Below are 21,158 nucleotides of genomic sequence, written 5' to 3' on the forward strand. Positions count from 1 at the left end.
CCTAAAGAAATTAGGCCGTTTAAAATTTGGCCATAGTGTAGCTAATAAAGTTACAAAAATACAACATAATGTTTAAAAGTTACCCATTAATTTGTTATATACACATAAAATTTTTCATAAAAAAATTACAACTAAATATCAACAGCTTAAAATGTGCATCTTCGCCTCATTAATTCGCCAGAATACGGGTTAAAATACTTACGGTAATAACAAATAAAATCTACATGGCATAAACTTCCCTATCGCGGGAAAATCAGATCTGTTAACACTAATGTTAGCTGCTTAATATAAATTAATTACCTCAAGTTAAGAGCGAGCCAGCATACTAATTTTTTAAAACAAAAACGCCGCAATTAAGCGGCGTTTCAAGGTGTTATTTTCGTTAAGCTTAGTCAGCTTGCGGACGCATATGCGGGAATAAAATAACATCTTTAATTGTAGATGAGTCAGTAAACAACATTACTAATCGGTCAATACCAATACCCTCACCAGCAGTAGGCGGTAAACCGTACTCTAGTGCGCGTATGTAATCTTCATCGTAATGCATTGCCTCATCATCGCCTGCGTCTTTTTCTTCAACTTGGCGAGTAAAGCGTTCTGCTTGGTCTTGTGCATCGTTAAGCTCCGAGAAACCATTTGCAAGCTCACGTCCGCCAACAAAAAATTCAAAGCGGTCGGTAACAAATGCATTGTCGTCGTTACGACGTGCAAGTGGCGACACTTCCCATGGGTAACCTGTAATAAATGTAGGTTGGATAAGCATGTGCTCAGCCGTTTCTTCAAATATTTCACATAAAAACTTGCCTGGGCCCCAAACACAATTTTCAGGAATTTTAACGTGCACTTGTTTCGCGTACGCTTTTAATTCTTCAAAGTGGTTTTCTGGGTCATTAAATACCGCAGCATCAAACTCAGGGTTATATTTTAAGATAGCATCAGCCATGCTTAGGCGCTCAAACGGCTTACCAAAGTCGTACTCTACTGAGTCGATTACTTCGCCGTTTTCATCTTTCGTTGTATTAACAACAATTGGGCTGCCTAAAACGTTTGTTGCAACGGTACGTAGCATGTCTTCGGTGATGTTCATCAGGTCGATGTAATCGGCGTATGCTTGGTAGAACTCAATCATAGTGAATTCTGGGTTGTGACGCGTTGATAACCCTTCGTTACGGAAGTTACGGTTAATTTCAAATACGCGGTCAAAACCACCTACCACTAAACGCTTTAAGTAAAGCTCTGGCGCAATACGTAAATACATGTCGATATCAAGCGCGTTATGATGAGTCACAAATGGACGCGCAGACGCACCGCCAGGAATAACCTGCAGCATTGGCGTTTCTACTTCCATAAAGTCACGATCTGCTAAAAAGCGGCGAATACCTTCAACTACTTGTGAACGGATACGGAACGTTTCGCGCGTTGCTTCGTTAGTAATTAAATCAACATAACGTTGGCGGTATTTTGTTTCTTGGTCTGAAAGGCCATGAAACTTTTCTGGTAATGGGCGTAGTGACTTAGTAAGTAATTCGTACTCGGCCATATCTACGTATAAATCGCCTTTACCTGATTTATTAAGTGGGCCTTTAACACCGATAATATCGCCAATATCAAGCTGACCATATTTTGCTTTTAAGTCTTTTTGTACGTCTTTTGATGCGTAAACTTGTACACGGCCTTTCATATCTTGAATAGACATAAATGGACCACGCTTAGCAAGAATACGACCAGCAATTGATACTACGTGCTGTAGCTCAATTAATTCTTCTTTTGTTTTATCACCAAACTCAGCTTGCAAATCAGCCGTGTAATGTTCACGACGGAATTGGTTTGGATGACCGTTGGCTGGGCAATTTTCGCGAATAGCATCTAACTTGCCGCGACGCTCAGCGATTAACTTGTTTTCGTCTTGGATTTTATCAGTCATTTTTTAGCTCTTTATTAGCTTGGTGGTTATAAGCCAGATTTAAGGCTGGCTTCAATAAATTTGTCTAGGTTACCGTCAAGTACCGATTGGGTATTGCGGTTTTCAACGCCGGTGCGTAAATCTTTAATACGCGAGTCATCAAGAACGTATGAACGAATTTGACTGCCCCAACCAATATCTGATTTTGCATCTTCTTGCGTTTGTTTTTCAGCATTTTGCTGCTGTAGCTCAAGCTCAAATAATTTAGCTTTTAATTGCTTCATTGCTTGGGCTTTATTTTTATGCTGCGAACGCTCATTTTGACATTGCACTACCGTGTTTGTAGGCACGTGAGTAATACGTACTGCCGATTCGGTGGTGTTAACGTGCTGACCACCTGCGCCCGATGCACGGTACACGTCTATACGTAAGTCAGACGGATTAATATCAATTTCAATGTTGTCGTCTATTTCTGGGTATACAAACGCAGAGGCAAACGATGTATGACGACGGCCACTTGAGTCAAATGGGCTTTTACGAACTAAACGGTGTACGCCTGTTTCTGTACGTAACCAACCGTAAGCGTATTCACCAACAAAGCGAACTGTTGCGCCTTTTATTCCGGCCACATCGCCATCGGTTGCTTCTACTAACTCAACTTTAAAGCCTTTTGCTTCGCCCCAGCGTAGGTACATGCGAAGTAACATGTTACACCAGTCTTGAGCTTCAGTGCCGCCTGAACCTGATTGTAAATCAAGGTATGCATCATTTGCATCGTGAGTGCCCGAAAACATACGACGAAACTCTAAACCTTCTAATTGCTCGTTTAGGCCTTCAAGCTCTGCATTTGCTTCGTCAAAGGTGTCTTCGTCTTCCGCTTCTATTGCAAGCTCAAGCAAGCCTTCAACGTCATCAGCGCCAGCAACTAAGTTGTCGATTGTTTCAACAACCGCCTCTAATGCTGACTTTTCACGGCCAAGTGCCTGTGCGCGTTCAGGTTCATTCCATACAGCTGAATCTTCAAGTTCGGCGTTAACTTCTTCTAGGCGCTCTTGTTTAAGAGCGTAGTCAAAGGTACCCCCGAAGCAGTTCAGTACGATCGCGAATTTCCTTGATTTGATTAATCACAGGATTCACTTCAAACATGTACATTACTCCAAAATGGCTAGATTATTACGGCCCGACTTGAGGAATATCCGCAATAAATTATCGTCAAATGATAAAAACGCCCGATTTTAACAAAAAATCGCGCGCTTTATTAGCCTTTTATGCATGTATTGTGCATATTTTTTAGTGCACTTTTTCAAGCTCTCGTACAATTAGCTGCAAGCTAAATTTACCTCTAAACTCGTTTATATCAAGTTGATAAGCCACTTTAACAAAGCGTGCTTCGGTATCTGGCCACTCTTTTACGTCTATACCAAAAGCAATAGCGTCAACTAATCGCCCTGATTGATGTTTAAGCACCAGTTTTAAATGCTTTTCACCAACAATACGTTGCTGAATTAATTCAAAGGTATGTTCAAACACAGGCTCTGGAAATTGCTGCCCCCATGGGCCTGATTGCTTTAATAATTGGGCAAACTCCATGGTAAAGCAGTCGTTTGGCAGCTCGCCGTCGGTAAATACAATGCAACGCTTACTTTCTTCGCTTAATTGCGCACTGACTGCGGCATCAAACGCGTTTTTAAAGTCGTTAAAATTTTGCTCGTCTATGCTTAAACCCGCAGCCATTGCGTGGCCACCAAACTTATTTATTAAATGGGGCGTGGCGGTATTTAACCCTTCGAGTAGGTCACGCATATGCAGCCCTTCAATAGAGCGGCACGAGCCTTTAATTTCGCCATTTTCACCACCGGCAAAAATAACGGTTGGGCGGTGGTACTTTTCTTTTAAACGGCCAGCCAAAATACCAATTACGCCTTGGTGCCAGTCATCTTGAAACAAACAAATAGCATCAGGAATGTTATCGTCGGTAAAGGCGAGCCTATCAAGCACGGCTTGTGCTTCAGCTTGCATACCTTGCTCTATTTCACGCCTTGCATGGTTTAAGCTGTCGAGTTCGCTTGCGATACGCCTTGCTTGGTTTATATCGTTACTCAGTAAACACGCTATGCCCAAACTCATGTCATCTAGTCGCCCTGCTGCGTTTAAACGTGGCGCAAGTGAAAAACCAAAATCGCTGGCGCTTAAACGCGCTGCATTTCTGTTGGCCACTTCAATAAGTGCTGTAATACCTGGGCGTGTTTTACCACTGCGAATACGCGCTAAGCCTTGGTGTACTAATGTTCGGTTATTTGCATCAAGTGCAACTACATCAGCGACTGTGCCCAGTGCAACTATGTCTAATAAGTTTGCTAAGTTAGGCGGTGTTTGTTGCGTAAAGTAACCTTGTTCGCGCATTAGGCTTCTTAGTGCAATTAATAAGTAAAACGCAACGCCTACACCAGCAATAGACTTTGACGGAAAGTTACACTCGTGTCTGTTTGGATTTACAATGGCATCGGCATTGGGAAGCTGTTCACCTTGTAAATGGTGATCTGTAACCAACACTTTTATACCTACCGATTTTAAAATATCAATACCGGCAATACAGGATATACCGTTATCTACGGTGATCACTAAATCGGGCTTTATTTGTACTATTTGTTCGGCCAGTGCGGGGCTTAAGCCATAACCTAAGCTAAAGCGGTCTGGAATGAGGTAATCTAAATTTTGAAAACCAAACATTTGCAACCCCTGCATTAAGGTTGCAGTACTGGTTGCGCCATCGGCATCAAAGTCGCCCACAATTAAAATGTGGCTTTGCGCCTTAAGCGCATCGACTAGTAACGCACTTGCTTTGTCGATGTCTTTAAACAATTTATAATCGTGAAGCGTAGCAACACCGTTATCGAGCTCTTGGGCATCAACCACACGACGAGTCGCGTAAATTTGTTTTATTACCGGATGCAAATGACTCGGTAAGTGCGAGTCGTTAACGTTTTCGCGCGCAATGATCAGTTTTTTCATGCAGTTTTTTTAACTTATTAAATCGTATTAAAAAGACAAAAAAAGGCCATTAAGGCCTTTTTGTAAACGTAAACACGTTATTAAGATGCTTTATTAGCATCTAACGCTGCTTTTAATGCAGCAGCAGGTTGGTAACCTGGGATCATTGTGCCATCGTCTAAAATAATGGCTGGCGTACCACTAATACCAAAGCTCTGGCCTAGCTGGTAGTGTTCAGCAATGGGTGCACTACAACCTGCAACTGCCGTGGTACTCTCACCAGCTTTAGCTTCTGTTAACGCCTCTTGTTGATCTTTTGCACACCATACATTCATTAAATCTGCATAGCCTGAACCTTGTAGGCCACCACGCGGAAACGCTAAGTACTTAACGGTAATACCCGCATCAAGTAAATCGTTTAGCTCACGGTGTAATTTACGACAATAACCACAGCTAATATCGGTAAATACAGTGATGCTGTGTTTTTCGTTTGGTGCTTTGTACACAATCATCGACTCTTCGTATTCTGTAATACCTTCAGCACGCACGCTATTTAAAGCTTGTTCTGTTAGGTTATTACGGTTGTCTAAATCGATTAACGTGCCTTGCATTAAAAACTGGCCGTCTGGGCTTGCGTATAACACGCCTTTATTTGTAATTAGCTCTTTTAAACCAGCTACTGGGCTTGGATTTATTTGCTTAACCGTAACGCCAAGTGCCGCAAACTTAGTAACAATAGGATCATTAGCATTTGGCGTTACTGCAACGTCATTTGCCAATGCACTCATACTTGTGCACAACATGGCACCTGCTAACATTAATTTTTTCATAACTTCTCTCTATCCTAAAAATACTTAATATATTGACCGGCTTAATACTATTTAATTTCAAATTAAGCGCGCGGATGATGCTGCGCGTGTACCGATTTTAACCGTTCATTAGCAACATGAGTATAAATTTGCGTTGTTGATAGGTCGCTGTGTCCCAGCATCATTTGCACAACACGTAAATCGGCCCCATGATTTAATAAATGCGTAGCAAATGCATGGCGCAATGTGTGGGGCGATAATGGCGATTCAACCGATGCCAAAATAGCATAGTGTTTGATTCTATGCCAAAAGGTTTGTCGAGTCATGCCTACACCACGTTTTGACGGGAATACAAAGTCGGTGGCGTGTTTGATCATTTGTGCGCGCCCAACTTTTAAAAAAAGCTCAAGCCAATGCATGGCTTCTTCGCCCAGCGGCACTAAACGTTCTTTGTTGCCTTTACCTTTTACAAACACAACCGCTTGGCGTAAGTTAATTTGCTCCATACGTAGCCCAACCAACTCACTGACACGCAGGCCTGTGGCATAAAGCAATTCAAGCATGGCTTTGTCTCGTAACCCCATGGGTTCTTCAGTATTGGGGGCGTTAAGAAGCGCTTCTACTTCGGTTTCAGAAAGTGTTTTAGGTAACGATTGCCCCGCTTTGGGTTGGGCAATATTTAGCATTGGTGTGTCGGTAATCATTTTTTCACGCACAAAGTACTGATAAAACCGTTTTAGCGCACTGATACTTCTCGCTGTACTGCGCGGCTTTAGGCCTAAATCAACCCGATGCGCTAAGTAGCTTTCAATGTCATGCCCTGTTACCGTCATTAAGTTTTCGCCTTTTAAAAACTGGCAAAACTTATCTAAATCGCTACGGTAAGCACTTAATGTGTTTTCGCTTACACCTTGCTCTAAATAAAGGCTATCTAAAAAGGTTTCTAGGTAGTCGCTATTGGTGCTCATACTGCTTTTATTTTCTGAAAAATCGTCAGATAGCGTTGTCACATTATGCTCTCATGCTTTGCTAAGGTATCAATTAAAAATACCTTACGGTAAACTTGAGCCTATCATATCAGGCAATTACACAGTGATAAATACGATGCAAATTGGTTTATTTTTTGGCTCTACTACGTGCTACACCGAAATGGCAGCAGAAAAAATACGTGACCTTATTGGTGACAATATAGTTAGCCTTCACAATATTAAAGACGAACCACTAAAAAATGCAGAGCAGTACGACTTTATCATCTTTGGTATTTCAACATGGGACTTTGGCGAAATACAAGAAGACTGGGAGTCTAAATGGGACGACATAAAAGACGTAAACCTAAATGGTAAAACCATTGCTTTATTTGGCATGGGCGACCAACAAGGTTACGGACAGTGGTTTCAAGACGCTCTAGGTATGCTGCACGACGAAATAAACACACAAACATTTACACAACTTGGCTTTTGGCCGAACGACAGCAGCTACGAGTTTGAAGCCTCAAAGGCACTCACCCCAGATGGCAAACAGTTTGTAGGGCTCGCCCTTGACGAAGACAGCCAGTACGAGCTGAGCGATGAGCGCATAGCCAGCTGGGTTGAGCAAGTAATGACCGAGTACAGTGAAACGCTTTAACTGCTTAAGCGTAATACTTGCCACGCTATATAACAGCGATTTAACACATTACCAATATTGTTTATGGTAAAAAGCCAAACACGCTTAGGTGTTTGGCTTTAGTAATAATGCAAATCGCTAAATTTAACGAATAGGTTTAAAAGTTACGAATATCTACATTTGAGCTATTAAATTCAAACATATTTATTTTTCCACATTGTGCCACATGGTTAGTGCTGGCAAAGGGTGTATTGGCTTGGTTTATATCGCTTTCCCAGCCTTGGCTATTTTTAACAAATGCTTTTACCTCAAACCACCCATTTACTGCTTTACTGCAATCCATGTCTACATCTAGCATCCAATAGTGTTCGCCCCAAATATTAAGGGGCGTAACGCCAAAGCCGTCATTAGTCACTGTTTTTTGGGCACCATATGTACTTGGCCACACGTTTGTAGTCCAATCGGCTGCGGTACCTTCTGCCTGGGCGCTTTGCCCGCTTTCAATACCGTACCAATCTAGATAGTTATCGTTTACTTTCCATGGGCTTGTAGTGGCATTTTTTAAATTATTATGACGAATAGGCATCGCACATTCCACATTAGTTGTTTGACAGTTTCTACCTAAATTTGTATTTGCATAGGTATGATCTATTCCGCCGCGTACAAACATGTCTTGCCCACTTTGAGTTTGTGCGTTAATAAAAATGACGGTACGCTGCCAATCACCACTCGGATTTGAAGTCGAACCTTGTGATAACTTAGCGTTTTTATGAATTGCCATCGCATCCCAAGGTGCCACATTTAAATTAATAGTGCCGTTACTATTAACTGTAATAACCTCACCGCTACAACTTTTAGCATCGCCCGATAGTTCACCTTTTAATACATTACAATATTGGCCGGGCGCCATGTCTGTCTGCACAGTGGCATTGAGCGCTGCGTCTTCTTTGTTAATGGCCATATGACCTGAGCTACCGCGGCCAAATGAAATCTGATTATTAGTGTTATCCCACCAATTTGTCACAGCCCAGTTGTCGGCGGTGTTATTTCTAAAATCGACGCCACCCGCTATGTATGACCATCGATGCTCACATTTCCAATTGCTTGCAAAACATTCTAAATTACCACTGTTATGAACGGGAACACTCGGCCCGCCCGCATCGGTATCACCATGGAAATCGTAACTCGACATTACTTTTGGATAGCCATACGGATACGCCAACATAAATACGTTAGCTAGGTCGTATAAGCGGCCATCTTCAAAGGTAATTACGTTACCCGCACCACCATGCCCCCGCTGGTTATCGTGATTATCTACAAATACGACCGCTGACGAGCTTGGCATAAAGCCCCACCCTTCACCAAAATTACTTAACCATGCAAGCGAGCCGTTTCTAAATGTATTACCGAGTTGTGTACTGTATTTAAACTCGGTAACTAGCCCTGTACTTAAATACTCAGAGGCATCAACGGCTTCTGTTCCCTGATCAATCACTTCATGAAACACTAACGGCGAGCCATTTATTTTAGCCATAAGGCTTTGAATATCGCTAGCTGCTACGTGTTTAGCCGCATCAAATCTAAAACCTTTTACTCCAATAGCCTGAAGGTCGTTAATATAAGCAGCGAGAGTATTTTGCACGTAATTTGAAGACGTATTCAAATCAGCAAGTCCTACTAACTCGCAGTTTTGAACGCGGTAACGATTATTACCGTAATCTTCTGGATTTATACTACAGCTTTCATGAAAGTCTTGTGGGCTATAAATTGGGTATTGTTTATTACCAAACGTGCTACCCGCAACGCCATTACCACTGCCAGCCGCCATGTGATTAATTAAGGTATCTACATAAATATCGACCCCTGCACTTTTACAACGGTTAACCATATCTACAAACTGCGTTCGGTTACCACCTCGGCTTTGCAGTTGGTAGCTCACAGGTTGATAGCGAGTCCACCATTGGTTGCCTGTAATATGCTCGTTAGGCGGAGACACTTGTACAGCAGCATACCCTTTTGGCCCTAAAAACTGCTCGCATTCTTGTGCAACATCGGGCCAACTCCATTCAAATAAATGAACAAACGTAGTGGGTGCAGCAGCTGCAAGATTAGGCAAAAGCAAACCTAGGCTTAAACCGGCGGTGGTGACCATTTTATTCAGCTTCATAGTGTGTGTTTCCAAATGTTGGCGGGCTAAACAACATGCCCAACGTTATTTACAAGTGGTTAACACTAGTCTTGAGATTGATTAAATAACAACTGAATACGTATTCATTATGGGTAAACTATCCTTTATTATTAGATAATACCCCTCACAATTACGCCATCTTTAAATAAAATGCCTTACACAAAGTAATGTAATCAGTAGTGTAATTATTGTTTAACTCTCTGATGCATAGCGTTGAATTGTCGGTTTGTGATTCTAGATAACTAAACGTCATTAAACTGCGGCTTATGGGTTTGCTAGGTGTCGCTTTTACTTGGCAATGTGCATTTAAATAAAGCCCTTTTTGAGTAGCAAGCTCAATAAATACTAAAGCCTCAGTGTTTGGCAGTATTAAACTAAACCGTGACTGTGAATGGCTAAGCCGCTTAAACGCGTTAATTAGCTCCTCAAAGCTCAAACCATCGGTGTGACGCGCAGTGTTTCGGGCGGCATTATTGCCTTTTAAACTGTGATTAAAGTAAGGCGGATTAGAAATGATGACATCAAAGGGAGCGTCACTATTAAAGCTTTGAATAGTTTGATGCTTAATAGCTATATTGGGCCACGGACTATTTGCTACGTTTTGTAATGCTTGATTGTATGCGTTTTCATCTATTTCAACCGCAGTAATACTCAATGCTGGCCTGCGCTGTTTACACATTAACGCCAATAACCCCGTGCCTGTACCAATGTCTAGTAACGAGTTTGCACCAGCTAAGTTTGCCCACGCACCAAGCAAAATGCCGTCGGTTGAAACCTTCATTGCGCAGAGGTCGTGTTCAACCTTAAATTGTTTAAATGCAAAACCAGACATTTTTTCACCTTTTCATTCACCAAGCGCAGCATAGCGCGTATAATCAAGGTAATTGTCCACTATTTTAGACACTCTATGCAATTTTCTGAATTTGATCTTGATACCAAATTACTCGATGCCATTGATAAAATGGGCTACGAGAAGCCAACCAGTATTCAACAACAAGCTATTCCTGAAGCTCTTCAGGGACGTGATATTTTAGCGTCTGCGCCAACTGGCACAGGTAAAACAGCGGCATTTTTAATTCCTGCGATTCAATACTTATTGGATTTTCCGCGCCGTGAACCTGGTTTTGCCCGCGTATTAATTATGACGCCAACACGTGAGCTGGCTTATCAAATTCATGAGCAATGTGAGTTACTCGCCAAACGTACGCACCTAAAAATAGGTGTAGTGACCGGTGGTATAAACTACGGAACGCATAAAGAAATTTTTGAAAAAAATAACGACATATTAATTGCTACACCAGGGCGATTAATGGAATACCTTGAAACTGAAAACTTTCATGCTGAACATGTCGAAATGCTTATTATTGATGAAGCCGACCGCATGCTAGACATGGGTTTCAAAAAAGAAATGAGCCGTATTTGTGATGAAGCTAAAAACCGCCGTCAGTGTTTTTTATTCTCAGCAACCCTTGAGGGTGACAGCGTAGAGCGATTTGCAGAAACCACATTAAACGATCCGGCTTTGTTAGAAGCTGAGTCGTCTCGTAAAGAAAAAGCTAAAATTCACCAGTGGGTTCATCTTGCGGATGATTACCACCATAAACTCGAGCTTTTAGTCAACACCCTTAACGGCCCAGACGTGAGTAAAGCCATTGTATTTGTTAAAACCCGTGAGCGTTTAGAAACTCTCATTGGTGAATTAACTAATAACGGTGTAAAAGCCGCTTGGCTGAGAGGTGAAATGCCACAAGACAAGCGCATGAAAGCAATGGAAAACTTTCATAGTGGCCGCACTAAAATATTAATTGCAACAGATGTAGCTGCTCGCGGTATTGACGTATCTGACATTAGCCACGTTATTAACTTTGATATGCCACGTACCGCCGACGTATATGTTCACCGTATTGGCCGTACTGGTCGCGCAGGTAAAAAAGGCATCGCTATTTCATTAGTTGAAGCGCATGATATTGGTATTTTGTACAAAGTAGAACGCTACATTGAACAAAAGCTTAAACGCCGTGTAATTAAAGGAATAGAGCCTCAGCATAAAGAGGCTAAGCCACCGGTTAAAAAGCGCAAAGATCCGGTAAAAATGAAAGCAAAGAAAAAAGCGAAAGTTAAAAAGAAAAAGTAACTTAGCATATTTACCAAAGCCGGCGTATGCCGGCTTTTTAATGCGTGTAACATAGGTAACCGGTGCATGTAACACCTACCCATTTAAATGTAATTATTGCCCACCTGAATTCTCACTTAACAAAATAACCTTATATTTCAATAGATTAAAAATGGCACTGAACTTGTAATAATAAACACAGAATAGCCAGAGTATTTAATGGTTTGGTTAAATTTTTAATTGATATAAAAAGGATTGAGTTATGAACCGCTTAAAGTTAACTATCGCGTTAGTTTCGTTTTGTTGTTTATTTTTGTTAGCCTGCGCTACCAAAGTGAGTGCAGCAACACACCTAGCCGTAGTCAGCAGCGTAGCAACTCAACCTAACCTTCAGCAAACCATTACAAGCACGCTTCGTACTAACCCCAACTTTGCATTAAGCAATATTCGCGTACAGGTTAAAGATGGCGAGGTAGTATTACATGGTCAAGCGCAAACCGGTTTTGAACGTGCGCTTGCTCAAAAGTTTTTAGAAAATATGGATGGTGTTAAAATCATCCGTAACAAAATTAGTGTTATTTGAATCGCATTTTTATTAACTCAATTGATCCTAGGCGCAACATGTTACTCCAACACATGCTGCGCCTTTTTTGTGCCAGTATTTACTTGCAACTCACATTAACTACATTAAAAAACTCGCTTTAATTACCTCTTACTTACCGCCTAATACCAATTGTAAATTGCATACATTACAACCTAATATTTGCCCAAATAATCCGCTCTTTAAATAATAAATTTATATTAAGCCTAGGCCTGTTTAACTGACATTATTAAAGCGTGTTCTATCAAGGAGCAACATAATTACGGTGCGCGATTTGTGACCAAGTAAGCTAAGTACCTACTCCTGCATTATTTTAATGACTTCGCCTATGTAGGTATAACTTAAAGTCGTATACAGCTTATACGCCCTACTTGCTCCTTATTACCTATTATTTAGGCAACAAGGAGAAGCAACCTATGAGAGGAACACAAAAGTTACTGCATGTTTTATATTTATGTTGCGTTATCGTCGGTTTAGGGAAGTAACTACACAATAGGCTTAGCCTTATCGATATATCACATAGCCCGCTTTCAATTTCACCCCAAAGGGTAAATAGATAGGCCTTAATCAATAATCAATTAACGTTGCTCTCACCTGCTCAAACACTTAAATAGCCATAAAAAAATGCAGCTTTATAAAGCTGCATTTAGTCGTTGTGACTCATAAGTCATTTTTATTTAAGCCCACAACGCGTATTTAAATGTAAAATTGCGTTGCGAGTGAGTAAATAATTCCCACTGGTATTAATGGCTCATTTATTCGTTTTGGCCTGAATCAGCTCCACCAGCGTTGCCTTTATTTGATGATTGCTGGTTAATTTTATCGCTGATCATGGCATCGAGTTTTTCACCGCCTTTAATACCAAAATCGAGCGTGCGAATAGGGAATGGAATACTAATATCAGCTTCATCCAACGCTTGTTTAACGGCAACTACACCTTTATGGCGCACTGTCATAAAGTCTGGTTCACCTGGGTATTTAATCCAAAACCACACCAATAAATTAATGCTACTGTCGCCAAAGCCTTCAGCATAAACATCGGTTTCGTTTTTACGAATGACAAAGTCCAAATTGTTAATCTTATCTACAATAACTTCTTTCGCTTTTTCAATGTCGTCACCATACGAAATGCCTACCGGTACTTCTATGCGTCTAACTCCGAGTGTGGTGTAATTTTTTAACACATTTCTGAATAATACCTTGTTTGGTACTAAAATTAACTGCCCGTAAAAGCTCTCTATTAGCGTGTTACGCAAGTTTATTGAGTGCACTGAACCAAACACGTCGTCGGTTTCGATTACGTCTCCTGTTTTAAAGGGCTTGCGTATACCCATTGCTATGCCCGCAATCAAGTTTTCGGTCATATCTTGAAACGCAAAACCTATGGCTAAACCAACAATACCCGCACCGGCTAATAAAGAGGTAACCGTGCCTTTTAAACCCACAAAATCCAGCGCTATAAATACCCCAACACACAGCACAATAACCTTAAATATTGAAGCCATTAAATCGGCTATTTGTTGAGAGTCGAGTGAACGGCGCAATATGTTTTTCATTAGGTTGCCAGCAAAGCGCGCTAGCATTGAAAATATAATGGCAATAATAACCGCCACTATAAAATTAGGAATGTGACTTATAACAACATCAAACCAACCGCCGAGTTTTTCTTCGATAAGTTTTTCAGCTTCTGTTATCGAGGGTATGCTGATCATTTTTTGCACCTATGAGTAAATAATAATGTGAATACTTAACTCATGTTTGCAAGTTTAGCGCCAGCATATAAAAAGCCATGCAATGCATGGCTTTTTGGGTATGTGTTTAGCTTTAATTAAACGCGTTAGTTTTGCTCGTCGCGCATAAATACCGGCTCTAACTCTTTCGTTGTTGCCTCAGCGCTAAAATAGTAACCCGCTACGGTAAACTCTTTTAGCTGACTTAGTTGCATTACTTGGTTTTCTATAATGTAACGCGCCATCATGCCGCGCGCTTTTTTAGCATAAAAGCTAATTACCTTGTATTGACCATTTTTGCAGTCTTTAAAGTGCGGCGTAATAATTTGCGCGTTGAGCGCTTTTTTATCTACCGCTTTGAAGTATTCGTTTGAAGCTAGGTTAACGAGATATTGTACATCTTGCGCTTTTGTTACTTCATTTAGCTTATCAGCAATAATACTGCCCCAAAACTCATACAGGTTTTTACCACGAGAGTTTTCAAGCTTAGTGCCCATTTCTAGTCGGTACGCTTGCATTAAATCAAGCGGTTTTAACAGGCCATATAATCCAGATAATATACGCAAATGACTTTGCGCGTAATCAAGGTCGCTTGCAGTTAAAGTACTCGCCTCTAACCCACCGTATACATCACCATTAAAAGCAAGCGCGGCTTGTTTGGCATTATTAATGGTAAAGGGTTGCGACCATTCGCTAAAGCGAGCAGCGTTAAGGCCAGAAAGCTTATCGCTAATTTTCATTAAACTGCCAATTTGCGCAGGTGTTAGTTCACGGCATACTTTCATGAGTTCCTCGCTGTGCTCGAGTAATTCAGGCTGAGTGAACTTATCGGTTGCCGGTGGCGTGTCGTAATCAAGATTTTTTGCAGGTGAAATAACAGTGATCATAGTTAGCTATTGACTTGTAAATTATTTAATGTCAATTTCAACATTAAATGAAACGAAAAGCACGTTTTGTTTATATAAATCCTCCCTTAAAAATTCATACATTGCCGTTTTTTAATTGATAAGGACATAAGACCTATCAAGCATTGTCACACTGTTGCAGTATGGATGGTATATATTAAGGGTCGATTTTTCTTTTAACTTGCTTGGAATGAGGAAAGCAAATGACTTCAGCTCTACAAAGGCTAAAACAACATTCATCTATCGTAGCCGACACTGGCGATATTGAAGCGATCAAAAAGCATCAACCAGAAGATGCAACCACAAACCCGTCGCTTTTATTAAAAGCGAGCGAGATTGAAGCTTATAAGCCTTACCTAGATAAAGCTTGGAGCTATGCAAAAGAAACCGAGCAAGATCCAGCTAAACAACTAGAACTTGCATGTGACTACTTTGCTGTTTTACTTGGTAAAGAAATTAGTGAGATTGTACCGGGTTATATTTCTACCGAAGTAGATGCACGTTTATCGTTTGATACTCAAGCAACTATTGATAAAGCACACACATTACTTAGCCTTTACGAAAAAGAAGGCGTAAGCAAAGACAAAATTTTAATTAAAGTTGCGTCTACGTGGGAAGGTATTAAAGCCGCTGAGCAGTTAGAAAAAGAAGGGACTAAATGTAACCTTACTTTATTATTCAGCGACGCCCAAGCCCGTGCATGTGCTGATGCAAATGTATTTCTAATCTCGCCATTTGTTGGTCGTATTTTAGATTGGCACGTTGCTAACGGCATGGAAAAACCAACGGATCCACTACAAGATCCAGGTGTTCAATCAGTACGCAGCATTTTTGAATTTTACAAGCGTCATGACTACAAAACAGTAGTGATGGGCGCAAGTTTCCGTAATACTGGCGAAATTATTGCACTAACAGGTTGTGACAAGCTAACTATTAGCCCTAATCTTTTAGAAGACTTAGGTAACCTTGAAGGCGCACAAGAATACTTACTAGAAAGTGATATTCCTAAAGAGCCAAAACCTGAGCCGCTTACAGAAGCTCAGTTCCGTTGGTTACATAACCAAGATGCAATGGCAACTGAAAAGCTAGCTGAAGGTATTCGCTCTTTTGCTGATGCTCAAGAACAGCTAGAAGCACGCTTTAAAGCAATGTAATTGGTTTGAACGTACTTTAAAAAACGTCGCAATTGCGGCGTTTTTTTATGCCTGTAAAGTGCGGACTAATAACCCGACCTCCCTCATACATTTTAGCTGTAAACAAAATAACTCTCATCGACTTAAATTTCTTTGGAAATTTTATACAAAGTGTTTTTGTATTTAAAAGCAATACTTTACTTGTATAAACCTTCATTTAAACATCACAACTTCGTAACATCTCTGTCACTTTTTTATTCTATTTTAGCTGGGCCTGTGGTATAGGTACTCTTGAGGTCAATAAAATCAATAGGAGAAGTTCATGGATAGCCTAAACGATATATTAGAGATACTAGAAGGTCCTGATGAAAAAAGAAAAACCTCTCAGAAGAACAAAAAAAGAAAATGGCGCGAAATAGAAGCAATAAAAGATAAACAACGTCTACGTAAAGAATTAGAGGAATTTGATTACTTTGCAGACACAATTGCAATTGATGAGCTAGATTTTTAATTTCTATACCCACCAATTACACAAAAGCCCTCATTTATGAGGGCTTTTTTAATGCTAAGCTTATTAAGCTAAACTTGCCAATTTATAGGTTTTTTACCTTGCGCTAACAGCAGTTCGTTAGTTTTCGAAAAGTGCTTACAACCAAAAAAGCCTCGGTGAGCCGACAGCGGCGACGGATGCGGCCCTTTTAAAATACGATGACGTGCACTGTTTATACTTTTACCTTTTTTTTGCGCATGTGCGCCCCATAAAATAAATACTACACCTTCGCAGTTCGCGTTAATATGGGCAATAACATTATCAGTAAATTGCTCCCAACCTAAATGTTTATGGGAGTGGGCCTGCCCTTGCTCTACCGTTAAAACAGTATTTAGTAAAAACACGCCTTGTTCTGCCCAGCTTTGTAAGTAACCATGCTCAGGAATAACAAAGCCATCAATATCTGTAGCTAGCTCTTTGTACATATTTTTAAGCGAGGGTGGGAGTTTTTTTACCTCGGGCATAACAGAAAAACACAACCCATGAGCTTGCCCTTCGCCGTGGTAAGGGTCTTGCCCTAAAATTACCACCCTAATATTGTTTAGCGGCGTGGCATTAAATGCATTAAATACGTGCGACTCGGGAGGGTAAACAGCAATACCTTCCATTCGGCGGTTTTCAACTGCATTTAAAGTTTGCTGCATATAAGGGTGCTGTAGCTCGTTTTGTAAAAATGTATCCCAGTCGCTCATTACATACTCTTTATTATTTTTCGTGACGTGTCTATTTTATCACACATATCAGCAAGCCCATCTAACATACGCGGTGTAAAACGGTGAAGTAAATCGGCATTAACGCGAATAAACTGGTTATTTGTAACCGCAGGCACTTCTGGCCATGCCTGCCAATTAACATTAGGCTGCGGGGTATTAGATTTTTCGTCAGGAATAATAATAATTTGAGGCTTAGTAACAATGACATTTTCAATGCTGATTTGTGGATACGGGGTCGTGCTATTAGCAAACACATTATTTACGTGACAGGTATTTACTAGTTGGCCAATCCATGTACTTTCACTGATTGTCATCATAGGCTCAGCCCATAACTGATAAAAACCAGATATAGGCTGCTTCCCTTGCTGGTTTTTAATAATAGCGGCTAACTTTTGCTTAAAAGCTTTAGCAACCTGTTGGCTTTGCTTTTCGTACCCTGTTAGTTTACCAAGTGTTAGTAGCTCAGTTTGCACGGCTTCTATGGTTGTAGGGTTACTTAAATGAACTTTAATACCCAAGCGCTCTATTTGTGCGATATCTTCCTGCTGATTTCCGCTTTTCCAAGCAATCACTAAATCAGGTTTTAAGGCTAATAATTTCTCAAGAGAAATACCATAGTACCCGCCAATGCGAGCTATATTTTTTGCTTCATATGGGTAATCGGCATAGTCAACGGTGCCCACAATATTGTCACCTGCACCAATGGCAAATAGGTTTTCGACTATGTGTGGGGCAAGCGCAACTATACGTAGTTTTTTAATCTCAGGCGCTGAGTTCGCCAAAGCATAGCCTTGTAAACTAAGCAGCATGAAACCTATAAAAAGCAATTTAAACACTAGTAGTCAAACCCTTCTAACGCTTTTACACCTGAGTCGAATGCGTGTTTTACATTACGTACTTCGCTCACTGTATCGGCAAGGTCAGTCAATGCTCTGTGCGCTGCGCGCCCCGTGATAATAACCGACTGCATAGCAGGGCGATTATTAAGTGCGCTTAGTACTTCGTCTAAGTCGATATAACCATAAGTCACCATATAGGTTAGCTCATCAAGTAACACTAAGTTAATACTGCTGTCAGCAAGCATGCGCTTTGCCTCTTGCCATGTTGCTTGTGCTGCTAAGGTATCGGCTTCTTTATTTTGTGTATCCCACGTAAAGCCAGTATTCATTACAGCAAACTCAACGCCTGCGCCTTGTAATAAATTACGCTCACCACACTCCCATGTCCCTTTTATGAATTGACACACAGCGGCTTTTTGACCGTGGCCAACACAGCGTGCTACCACGCCAAATCCAGAAGTCGATTTACCTTTACCATTGCCAGTAATAACCTGAAAAATACCTTTAACCTCTTGCGCGGCTTCAACACGGGCATCTACGTGTTCTTTTACTTTTTGCTGGCGCTGTTTGTGTTTGTCGTTTGTTTGTTCAGTCATTATTATGCCCTTTATAAATCGAGGTAATTTGCGCTATATCTAAATGTGTTTCGCACATGGTTGCTAAACGCGCTAACTGCTGTTCGCGGTGTGTATCAATACTTATTGGATCAATATTTAAATCTGGCTTTACCCATTTTAAAATTTCCATTGTGGCGTTGGGCTCATCAAATAAACCGTGTAAATAAGTGCCCGCAATTGCATTATCGTCACTTATAAAACCATCTGTTTTAAACCCATTTGGATGCTGACTAAAGGTAATTAAAGGGGTCTTTAATGCATTGCCTTTACTTACTCCCGCATGGATTTCATAACCACTACATAAAGTTTGTCGATTATTTAGCTTTAAAGTGGCCGTCACTTTACTTAATACTTTTTGCGATGTGAGTGTGGTTTCAAACTCACATAATGCCAACCCACTCACACTTTTTAATGACGACTCAACACCCTCGGGGTCGTAAATTATGTTACCCAGCATTTGCATTCCCCCACAAATTCCAAGTACTTTTCCACCATAGCGTAAGTGACGTTTTATCTGATTATCCCACCCTTCGTTTATCAAAAAGGTTAAATCGCCAAGTACGTTTTTACTACCTGGCAATATAATAAGATCAACATCAGGAATGACCTGCGTATGGCGTATATAGTTAACATTAATATTTGGGTGTAAACGCAGTGCGTCAAAATCGGTATGATTACTAATATGCGGCACTAATAATATTGCAATATTGATAGTTGCATGGGTAACGTTATTGTTTATTGCAACAGCATCTTCCGCGTCGAGAGTTAAATCGTGAAGGTATGGCAGTACTCCTAAAACAGGCTTACCCGTGTATTGCTCTAACCAGTCAAGCCCTCCTTGAAGCAAACTTATATCGCCTCTAAAACGGTTAATTACAAAACCCTTTACACGTGCTTGCTCTGATTCGCTAAGTAATGCCAATGTCCCCACTAAATGAGCAAATACACCGCCTTTATCTATATCAGCAATAATAATCACTGGGCAGTCTACTTTTTCAGCGTAGCCCATGTTAGCTATGTCGTTTTCACGCAGGTTTATTTCAGCGGGGCTTCCCGCACCTTCCACCAATAAAAGATCAAACCGTTTTGCTAAACGCTCGTGTGATGAAATGACAGCGTCCATGGCGACTTTTTTATAATCGTGGTACTTGCCGGCTTCCATGTTGCTAATCGCTTTACCATGAATAATAACTTGGGCGCCTGTATCGCTATTGGGCTTAAGTAATATCGGGTTAAAGTCGGTTTCGGGCTCTACCTTAGCAGCAATAGCTTGCAAAGCTTGCGCACGGCCAATTTCGCCACCGTCGTTTGTCACTGCGCTATTAAGTGCCATATTTTGTGGCTTAAACGGTGCGACTTTTATGCCTTGATTTGCAAATACTCGGCAAAGTGCAGCCACTAAGGTGCTTTTTCCCGCATCCGAGGTAGTACCCTGTATCATGAGTGTTTTCATGGCTACACCTTAGACTTTCTAAAAAAGAGTAAACTTAAGAAAAACGCACTCCCCATAGCGGCCGTGATCACCCCTACTGGCAACTCTTGATTTTGAAGTAAAGAACGAGACAGTACATCGACCCACACCATAAATGTGCCTCCTGCTAAGCTTGTTATTAATAGCCCTGCTACGGTGCCTTGTGAAATAAAAAAGCGCACAATATGTGGCACCATTAATCCAACAAAACCAATACCGCCACACATTGCCACCAGCACAGCGGTTATTAATGAGCTTAAAATTAGCATCAGCACCCTAAATCGATGCACTTTAACACCAAGGGTTATGGCACTTTCGTCACCTAATAACATGGCATTAAGCTGGCGCCTAAAACTAATCATTACGCAGGTGCACAGTGTAATCACTAAAAAGGGGATCCAAAGTGTTGCCCACTGCGCACGAGCAAAACTTCCTAAGGTCCAAAATAAAATAGCTGCAACGGCTTGCGGCTCGCTCCAATAAAGCAACAAACTCGTAAATGCACTAAATAAAAACGAGAGTGCAACACCAGCAAGTAACATAGACTCAACTTGCCCGCCCTGCTGCCTTGTGGCAATTAATATAAGTAAGCTCATTGCTAATAAGCTACCAAGCAAGGCTGCGGCCGAAAGCATAAAACCCGCGCTAATTCCTACAAATGCCATAAGTACAACTACACCAAACGAAGCACCTGACGATATACCGAATAAGTAAGGATCTGCTAGTGGGTTACGTGTCACGGTTTGTAAAATTAGCCCAGCAATAGCTAACCCCGCACCGGCTAAAAACGCCAATAATGTACGGGGCATTCTTAATTCAAAAATAATACGGCTGGTGAATGAAGCATCATTTAAATAAATAAAACTGTTAAATACATCCTGTATTGAGGTATCTGCAGCACCAAAGCTCAATGCTAAAAATAAACTTACTAAGGCAATAGTAATGCAAATAATCAGTGCAACTGAATGGCGTACATGCATTGCTAACATA

At 40.9% G+C, this 21,158-nt stretch carries 19 protein-coding genes; 5 read left to right on the forward strand and 14 right to left on the reverse strand.

The window, feature by feature from the left end; genetic code table 11:
* Positions 1–388: 388 nt before the first annotated feature.
* The 5 genes from lysS to xerD all read right to left on the reverse strand — a co-directional run bounded on the left by lysS (position 389) and on the right by xerD (position 6,713).
* The gene (gene lysS / locus ATS72_RS08840) at positions 389–1,924 is read right to left on the reverse strand and encodes a lysine--tRNA ligase (protein ID WP_006793137.1); all 1,536 of its coding nucleotides are present in this window, start codon (positions 1,922–1,924) and stop codon (positions 389–391) included.
* Positions 1,925–1,950: 26 nt separating this feature from the next.
* A protein-coding gene (prfB, locus tag ATS72_RS08845; RefSeq protein WP_096801177.1) for a peptide chain release factor 2 occupies positions 1,951–3,049 on the reverse strand; the annotation gives its coding sequence in 2 pieces (ribosomal slippage) (positions 1,951–2,973 and positions 2,975–3,049; 1,098 coding nt in all).
* A 144-nt stretch (positions 3,050–3,193) separates the two neighbouring features.
* Complete coding sequence (gene recJ / locus ATS72_RS08850) at positions 3,194–4,915, reverse strand: single-stranded-DNA-specific exonuclease RecJ (protein WP_058429731.1); 1,722 nt, start codon at positions 4,913–4,915, stop codon at positions 3,194–3,196.
* Between the two features lie 80 nt (positions 4,916–4,995).
* The gene (gene dsbC / locus ATS72_RS08855) at positions 4,996–5,724 is read right to left on the reverse strand and encodes a bifunctional protein-disulfide isomerase/oxidoreductase DsbC (protein ID WP_006793140.1); all 729 of its coding nucleotides are present in this window, start codon (positions 5,722–5,724) and stop codon (positions 4,996–4,998) included.
* 62 nt (positions 5,725–5,786) lie between these two features.
* Entirely contained in the window at positions 5,787–6,713 is a 927-nt protein-coding gene (gene xerD / locus ATS72_RS08860; RefSeq protein WP_006793141.1) for a site-specific tyrosine recombinase XerD, read from the reverse strand.
* A 94-nt stretch (positions 6,714–6,807) separates the two neighbouring features.
* On the opposite strand from xerD, the gene fldB reads away from it, so the two are divergent.
* On the forward strand, positions 6,808–7,329 hold the full coding sequence (gene fldB, locus ATS72_RS08865; RefSeq protein WP_058429730.1) for a flavodoxin FldB: 522 nt from the start codon (positions 6,808–6,810) through the stop codon (positions 7,327–7,329).
* Between the two features lie 136 nt (positions 7,330–7,465).
* Here fldB and ATS72_RS08870 read toward each other — a convergent pair whose 3' ends face one another.
* Positions 7,466–9,475, reverse strand: a complete 2,010-nt coding sequence (locus ATS72_RS08870) for an alpha-amylase (RefSeq protein ID WP_058429729.1) — start codon at positions 9,473–9,475, stop codon at positions 7,466–7,468.
* A 151-nt stretch (positions 9,476–9,626) separates the two neighbouring features.
* The gene (locus ATS72_RS08875; RefSeq protein ID WP_008129000.1) at positions 9,627–10,328 is read right to left on the reverse strand and encodes a tRNA1(Val) (adenine(37)-N6)-methyltransferase; all 702 of its coding nucleotides are present in this window, start codon (positions 10,326–10,328) and stop codon (positions 9,627–9,629) included.
* 75 nt (positions 10,329–10,403) lie between these two features.
* On the opposite strand from ATS72_RS08875, the gene srmB reads away from it, so the two are divergent.
* Together srmB and ATS72_RS08885 are read left to right on the forward strand one after the other, a co-directional pair.
* The gene (gene srmB / locus ATS72_RS08880) at positions 10,404–11,630 is read left to right on the forward strand and encodes an ATP-dependent RNA helicase SrmB (RefSeq protein ID WP_058429728.1); all 1,227 of its coding nucleotides are present in this window, start codon (positions 10,404–10,406) and stop codon (positions 11,628–11,630) included.
* 241 nt (positions 11,631–11,871) lie between these two features.
* Entirely contained in the window at positions 11,872–12,192 is a 321-nt protein-coding gene (locus ATS72_RS08885; RefSeq protein ID WP_006793146.1) for a BON domain-containing protein, read from the forward strand.
* A gap of 773 nt (positions 12,193–12,965) precedes the next feature.
* On the opposite strand, the gene ATS72_RS08890 is transcribed toward ATS72_RS08885, so the two are convergent.
* Positions 12,966–13,922 carry a mechanosensitive ion channel family protein gene (locus ATS72_RS08890; RefSeq protein WP_058429727.1) on the reverse strand — a complete coding sequence of 319 codons (957 nt, stop codon included), beginning with the start codon at positions 13,920–13,922 and terminating at the stop codon, positions 12,966–12,968.
* A gap of 125 nt (positions 13,923–14,047) precedes the next feature.
* Complete coding sequence (yaaA, locus tag ATS72_RS08895; RefSeq protein ID WP_058429726.1) at positions 14,048–14,827, reverse strand: peroxide stress protein YaaA; 780 nt, start codon at positions 14,825–14,827, stop codon at positions 14,048–14,050.
* 221 nt (positions 14,828–15,048) lie between these two features.
* Between yaaA and tal the strand changes: the two genes are divergently transcribed.
* Positions 15,049–15,999 carry a transaldolase gene (gene tal / locus ATS72_RS08900; protein ID WP_006793149.1) on the forward strand — a complete coding sequence of 317 codons (951 nt, stop codon included), beginning with the start codon at positions 15,049–15,051 and terminating at the stop codon, positions 15,997–15,999.
* Positions 16,000–16,300: 301 nt separating this feature from the next.
* Positions 16,301–16,489, forward strand: coding sequence for a DUF3545 family protein (locus tag ATS72_RS08905; RefSeq protein WP_006793150.1), 189 nt, complete (start codon positions 16,301–16,303; stop codon positions 16,487–16,489).
* 68 nt (positions 16,490–16,557) lie between these two features.
* Here ATS72_RS08905 and ung read toward each other — a convergent pair whose 3' ends face one another.
* The 5 genes from ung to ATS72_RS08930 are packed head-to-tail and all read right to left on the reverse strand — an operon-like array spanning position 16,558 to position 21,157.
* Positions 16,558–17,220, reverse strand: a complete 663-nt coding sequence (ung, locus tag ATS72_RS08910) for a uracil-DNA glycosylase (RefSeq protein WP_058429725.1) — start codon at positions 17,218–17,220, stop codon at positions 16,558–16,560.
* Positions 17,220–18,077 (reverse strand): cobalamin-binding protein, encoded by an 858-nt coding sequence (locus ATS72_RS08915; protein WP_058429724.1) that lies wholly within the window; start codon positions 18,075–18,077, stop codon positions 17,220–17,222. Before ATS72_RS08915 ends, ung begins: the two co-directional genes overlap by 1 nt.
* Complete coding sequence (gene cobO / locus ATS72_RS08920) at positions 18,077–18,676, reverse strand: cob(I)yrinic acid a,c-diamide adenosyltransferase (RefSeq protein WP_006793153.1); 600 nt, start codon at positions 18,674–18,676, stop codon at positions 18,077–18,079. Before cobO ends, ATS72_RS08915 begins: the two co-directional genes overlap by 1 nt.
* Positions 18,669–20,150, reverse strand: a complete 1,482-nt coding sequence (locus tag ATS72_RS08925; protein ID WP_058429723.1) for a cobyric acid synthase — start codon at positions 20,148–20,150, stop codon at positions 18,669–18,671. Before ATS72_RS08925 ends, cobO begins: the two co-directional genes overlap by 8 nt.
* 2 nt (positions 20,151–20,152) lie before the next feature.
* A complete protein-coding gene (locus ATS72_RS08930; protein WP_058429751.1) occupies positions 20,153–21,157 on the reverse strand; it encodes a FecCD family ABC transporter permease in 1,005 nt (334 codons plus the stop codon).
* Position 21,158 lies beyond the last annotated feature (1 nt).

Source organism: Pseudoalteromonas sp. 13-15 (genome assembly GCF_001468205.2).
In the GTDB taxonomy this organism is placed as follows: Bacteria; Pseudomonadota; Gammaproteobacteria; order Enterobacterales; family Alteromonadaceae; genus Pseudoalteromonas; species Pseudoalteromonas marina.

Coding starts and splice junctions, on each gene's coding strand:
- lysS (WP_006793137.1), bottom strand. CDS start 1,924: ATGACTGATAAAATCCAAGACGAAAACAAGTTAATCGCTGAGCGTCGC.
- recJ (WP_058429731.1), bottom strand. CDS start 4,915: ATGAAAAAACTGATCATTGCGCGCGAAAACGTTAACGACTCGCACTTA.
- dsbC (WP_006793140.1), bottom strand. CDS start 5,724: ATGAAAAAATTAATGTTAGCAGGTGCCATGTTGTGCACAAGTATGAGT.
- fldB (WP_058429730.1), top strand. CDS start 6,808: ATGCAAATTGGTTTATTTTTTGGCTCTACTACGTGCTACACCGAAATG.
- ATS72_RS08870 (WP_058429729.1), bottom strand. CDS start 9,475: ATGAAGCTGAATAAAATGGTCACCACCGCCGGTTTAAGCCTAGGTTTG.
- ATS72_RS08875 (WP_008129000.1), bottom strand. CDS start 10,328: ATGTCTGGTTTTGCATTTAAACAATTTAAGGTTGAACACGACCTCTGC.
- srmB (WP_058429728.1), top strand. CDS start 10,404: ATGCAATTTTCTGAATTTGATCTTGATACCAAATTACTCGATGCCATT.
- ATS72_RS08885 (WP_006793146.1), top strand. CDS start 11,872: ATGAACCGCTTAAAGTTAACTATCGCGTTAGTTTCGTTTTGTTGTTTA.
- ATS72_RS08890 (WP_058429727.1), bottom strand. CDS start 13,922: ATGATCAGCATACCCTCGATAACAGAAGCTGAAAAACTTATCGAAGAA.
- yaaA (WP_058429726.1), bottom strand. CDS start 14,827: ATGATCACTGTTATTTCACCTGCAAAAAATCTTGATTACGACACGCCA.
- tal (WP_006793149.1), top strand. CDS start 15,049: ATGACTTCAGCTCTACAAAGGCTAAAACAACATTCATCTATCGTAGCC.
- ATS72_RS08905 (WP_006793150.1), top strand. CDS start 16,301: ATGGATAGCCTAAACGATATATTAGAGATACTAGAAGGTCCTGATGAA.
- ung (WP_058429725.1), bottom strand. CDS start 17,220: ATGAGCGACTGGGATACATTTTTACAAAACGAGCTACAGCACCCTTAT.
- cobO (WP_006793153.1), bottom strand. CDS start 18,676: ATGACTGAACAAACAAACGACAAACACAAACAGCGCCAGCAAAAAGTA.
- ATS72_RS08925 (WP_058429723.1), bottom strand. CDS start 20,150: ATGAAAACACTCATGATACAGGGTACTACCTCGGATGCGGGAAAAAGC.
- ATS72_RS08930 (WP_058429751.1), bottom strand. CDS start 21,157: ATGTTAGCAATGCATGTACGCCATTCAGTTGCACTGATTATTTGCATT.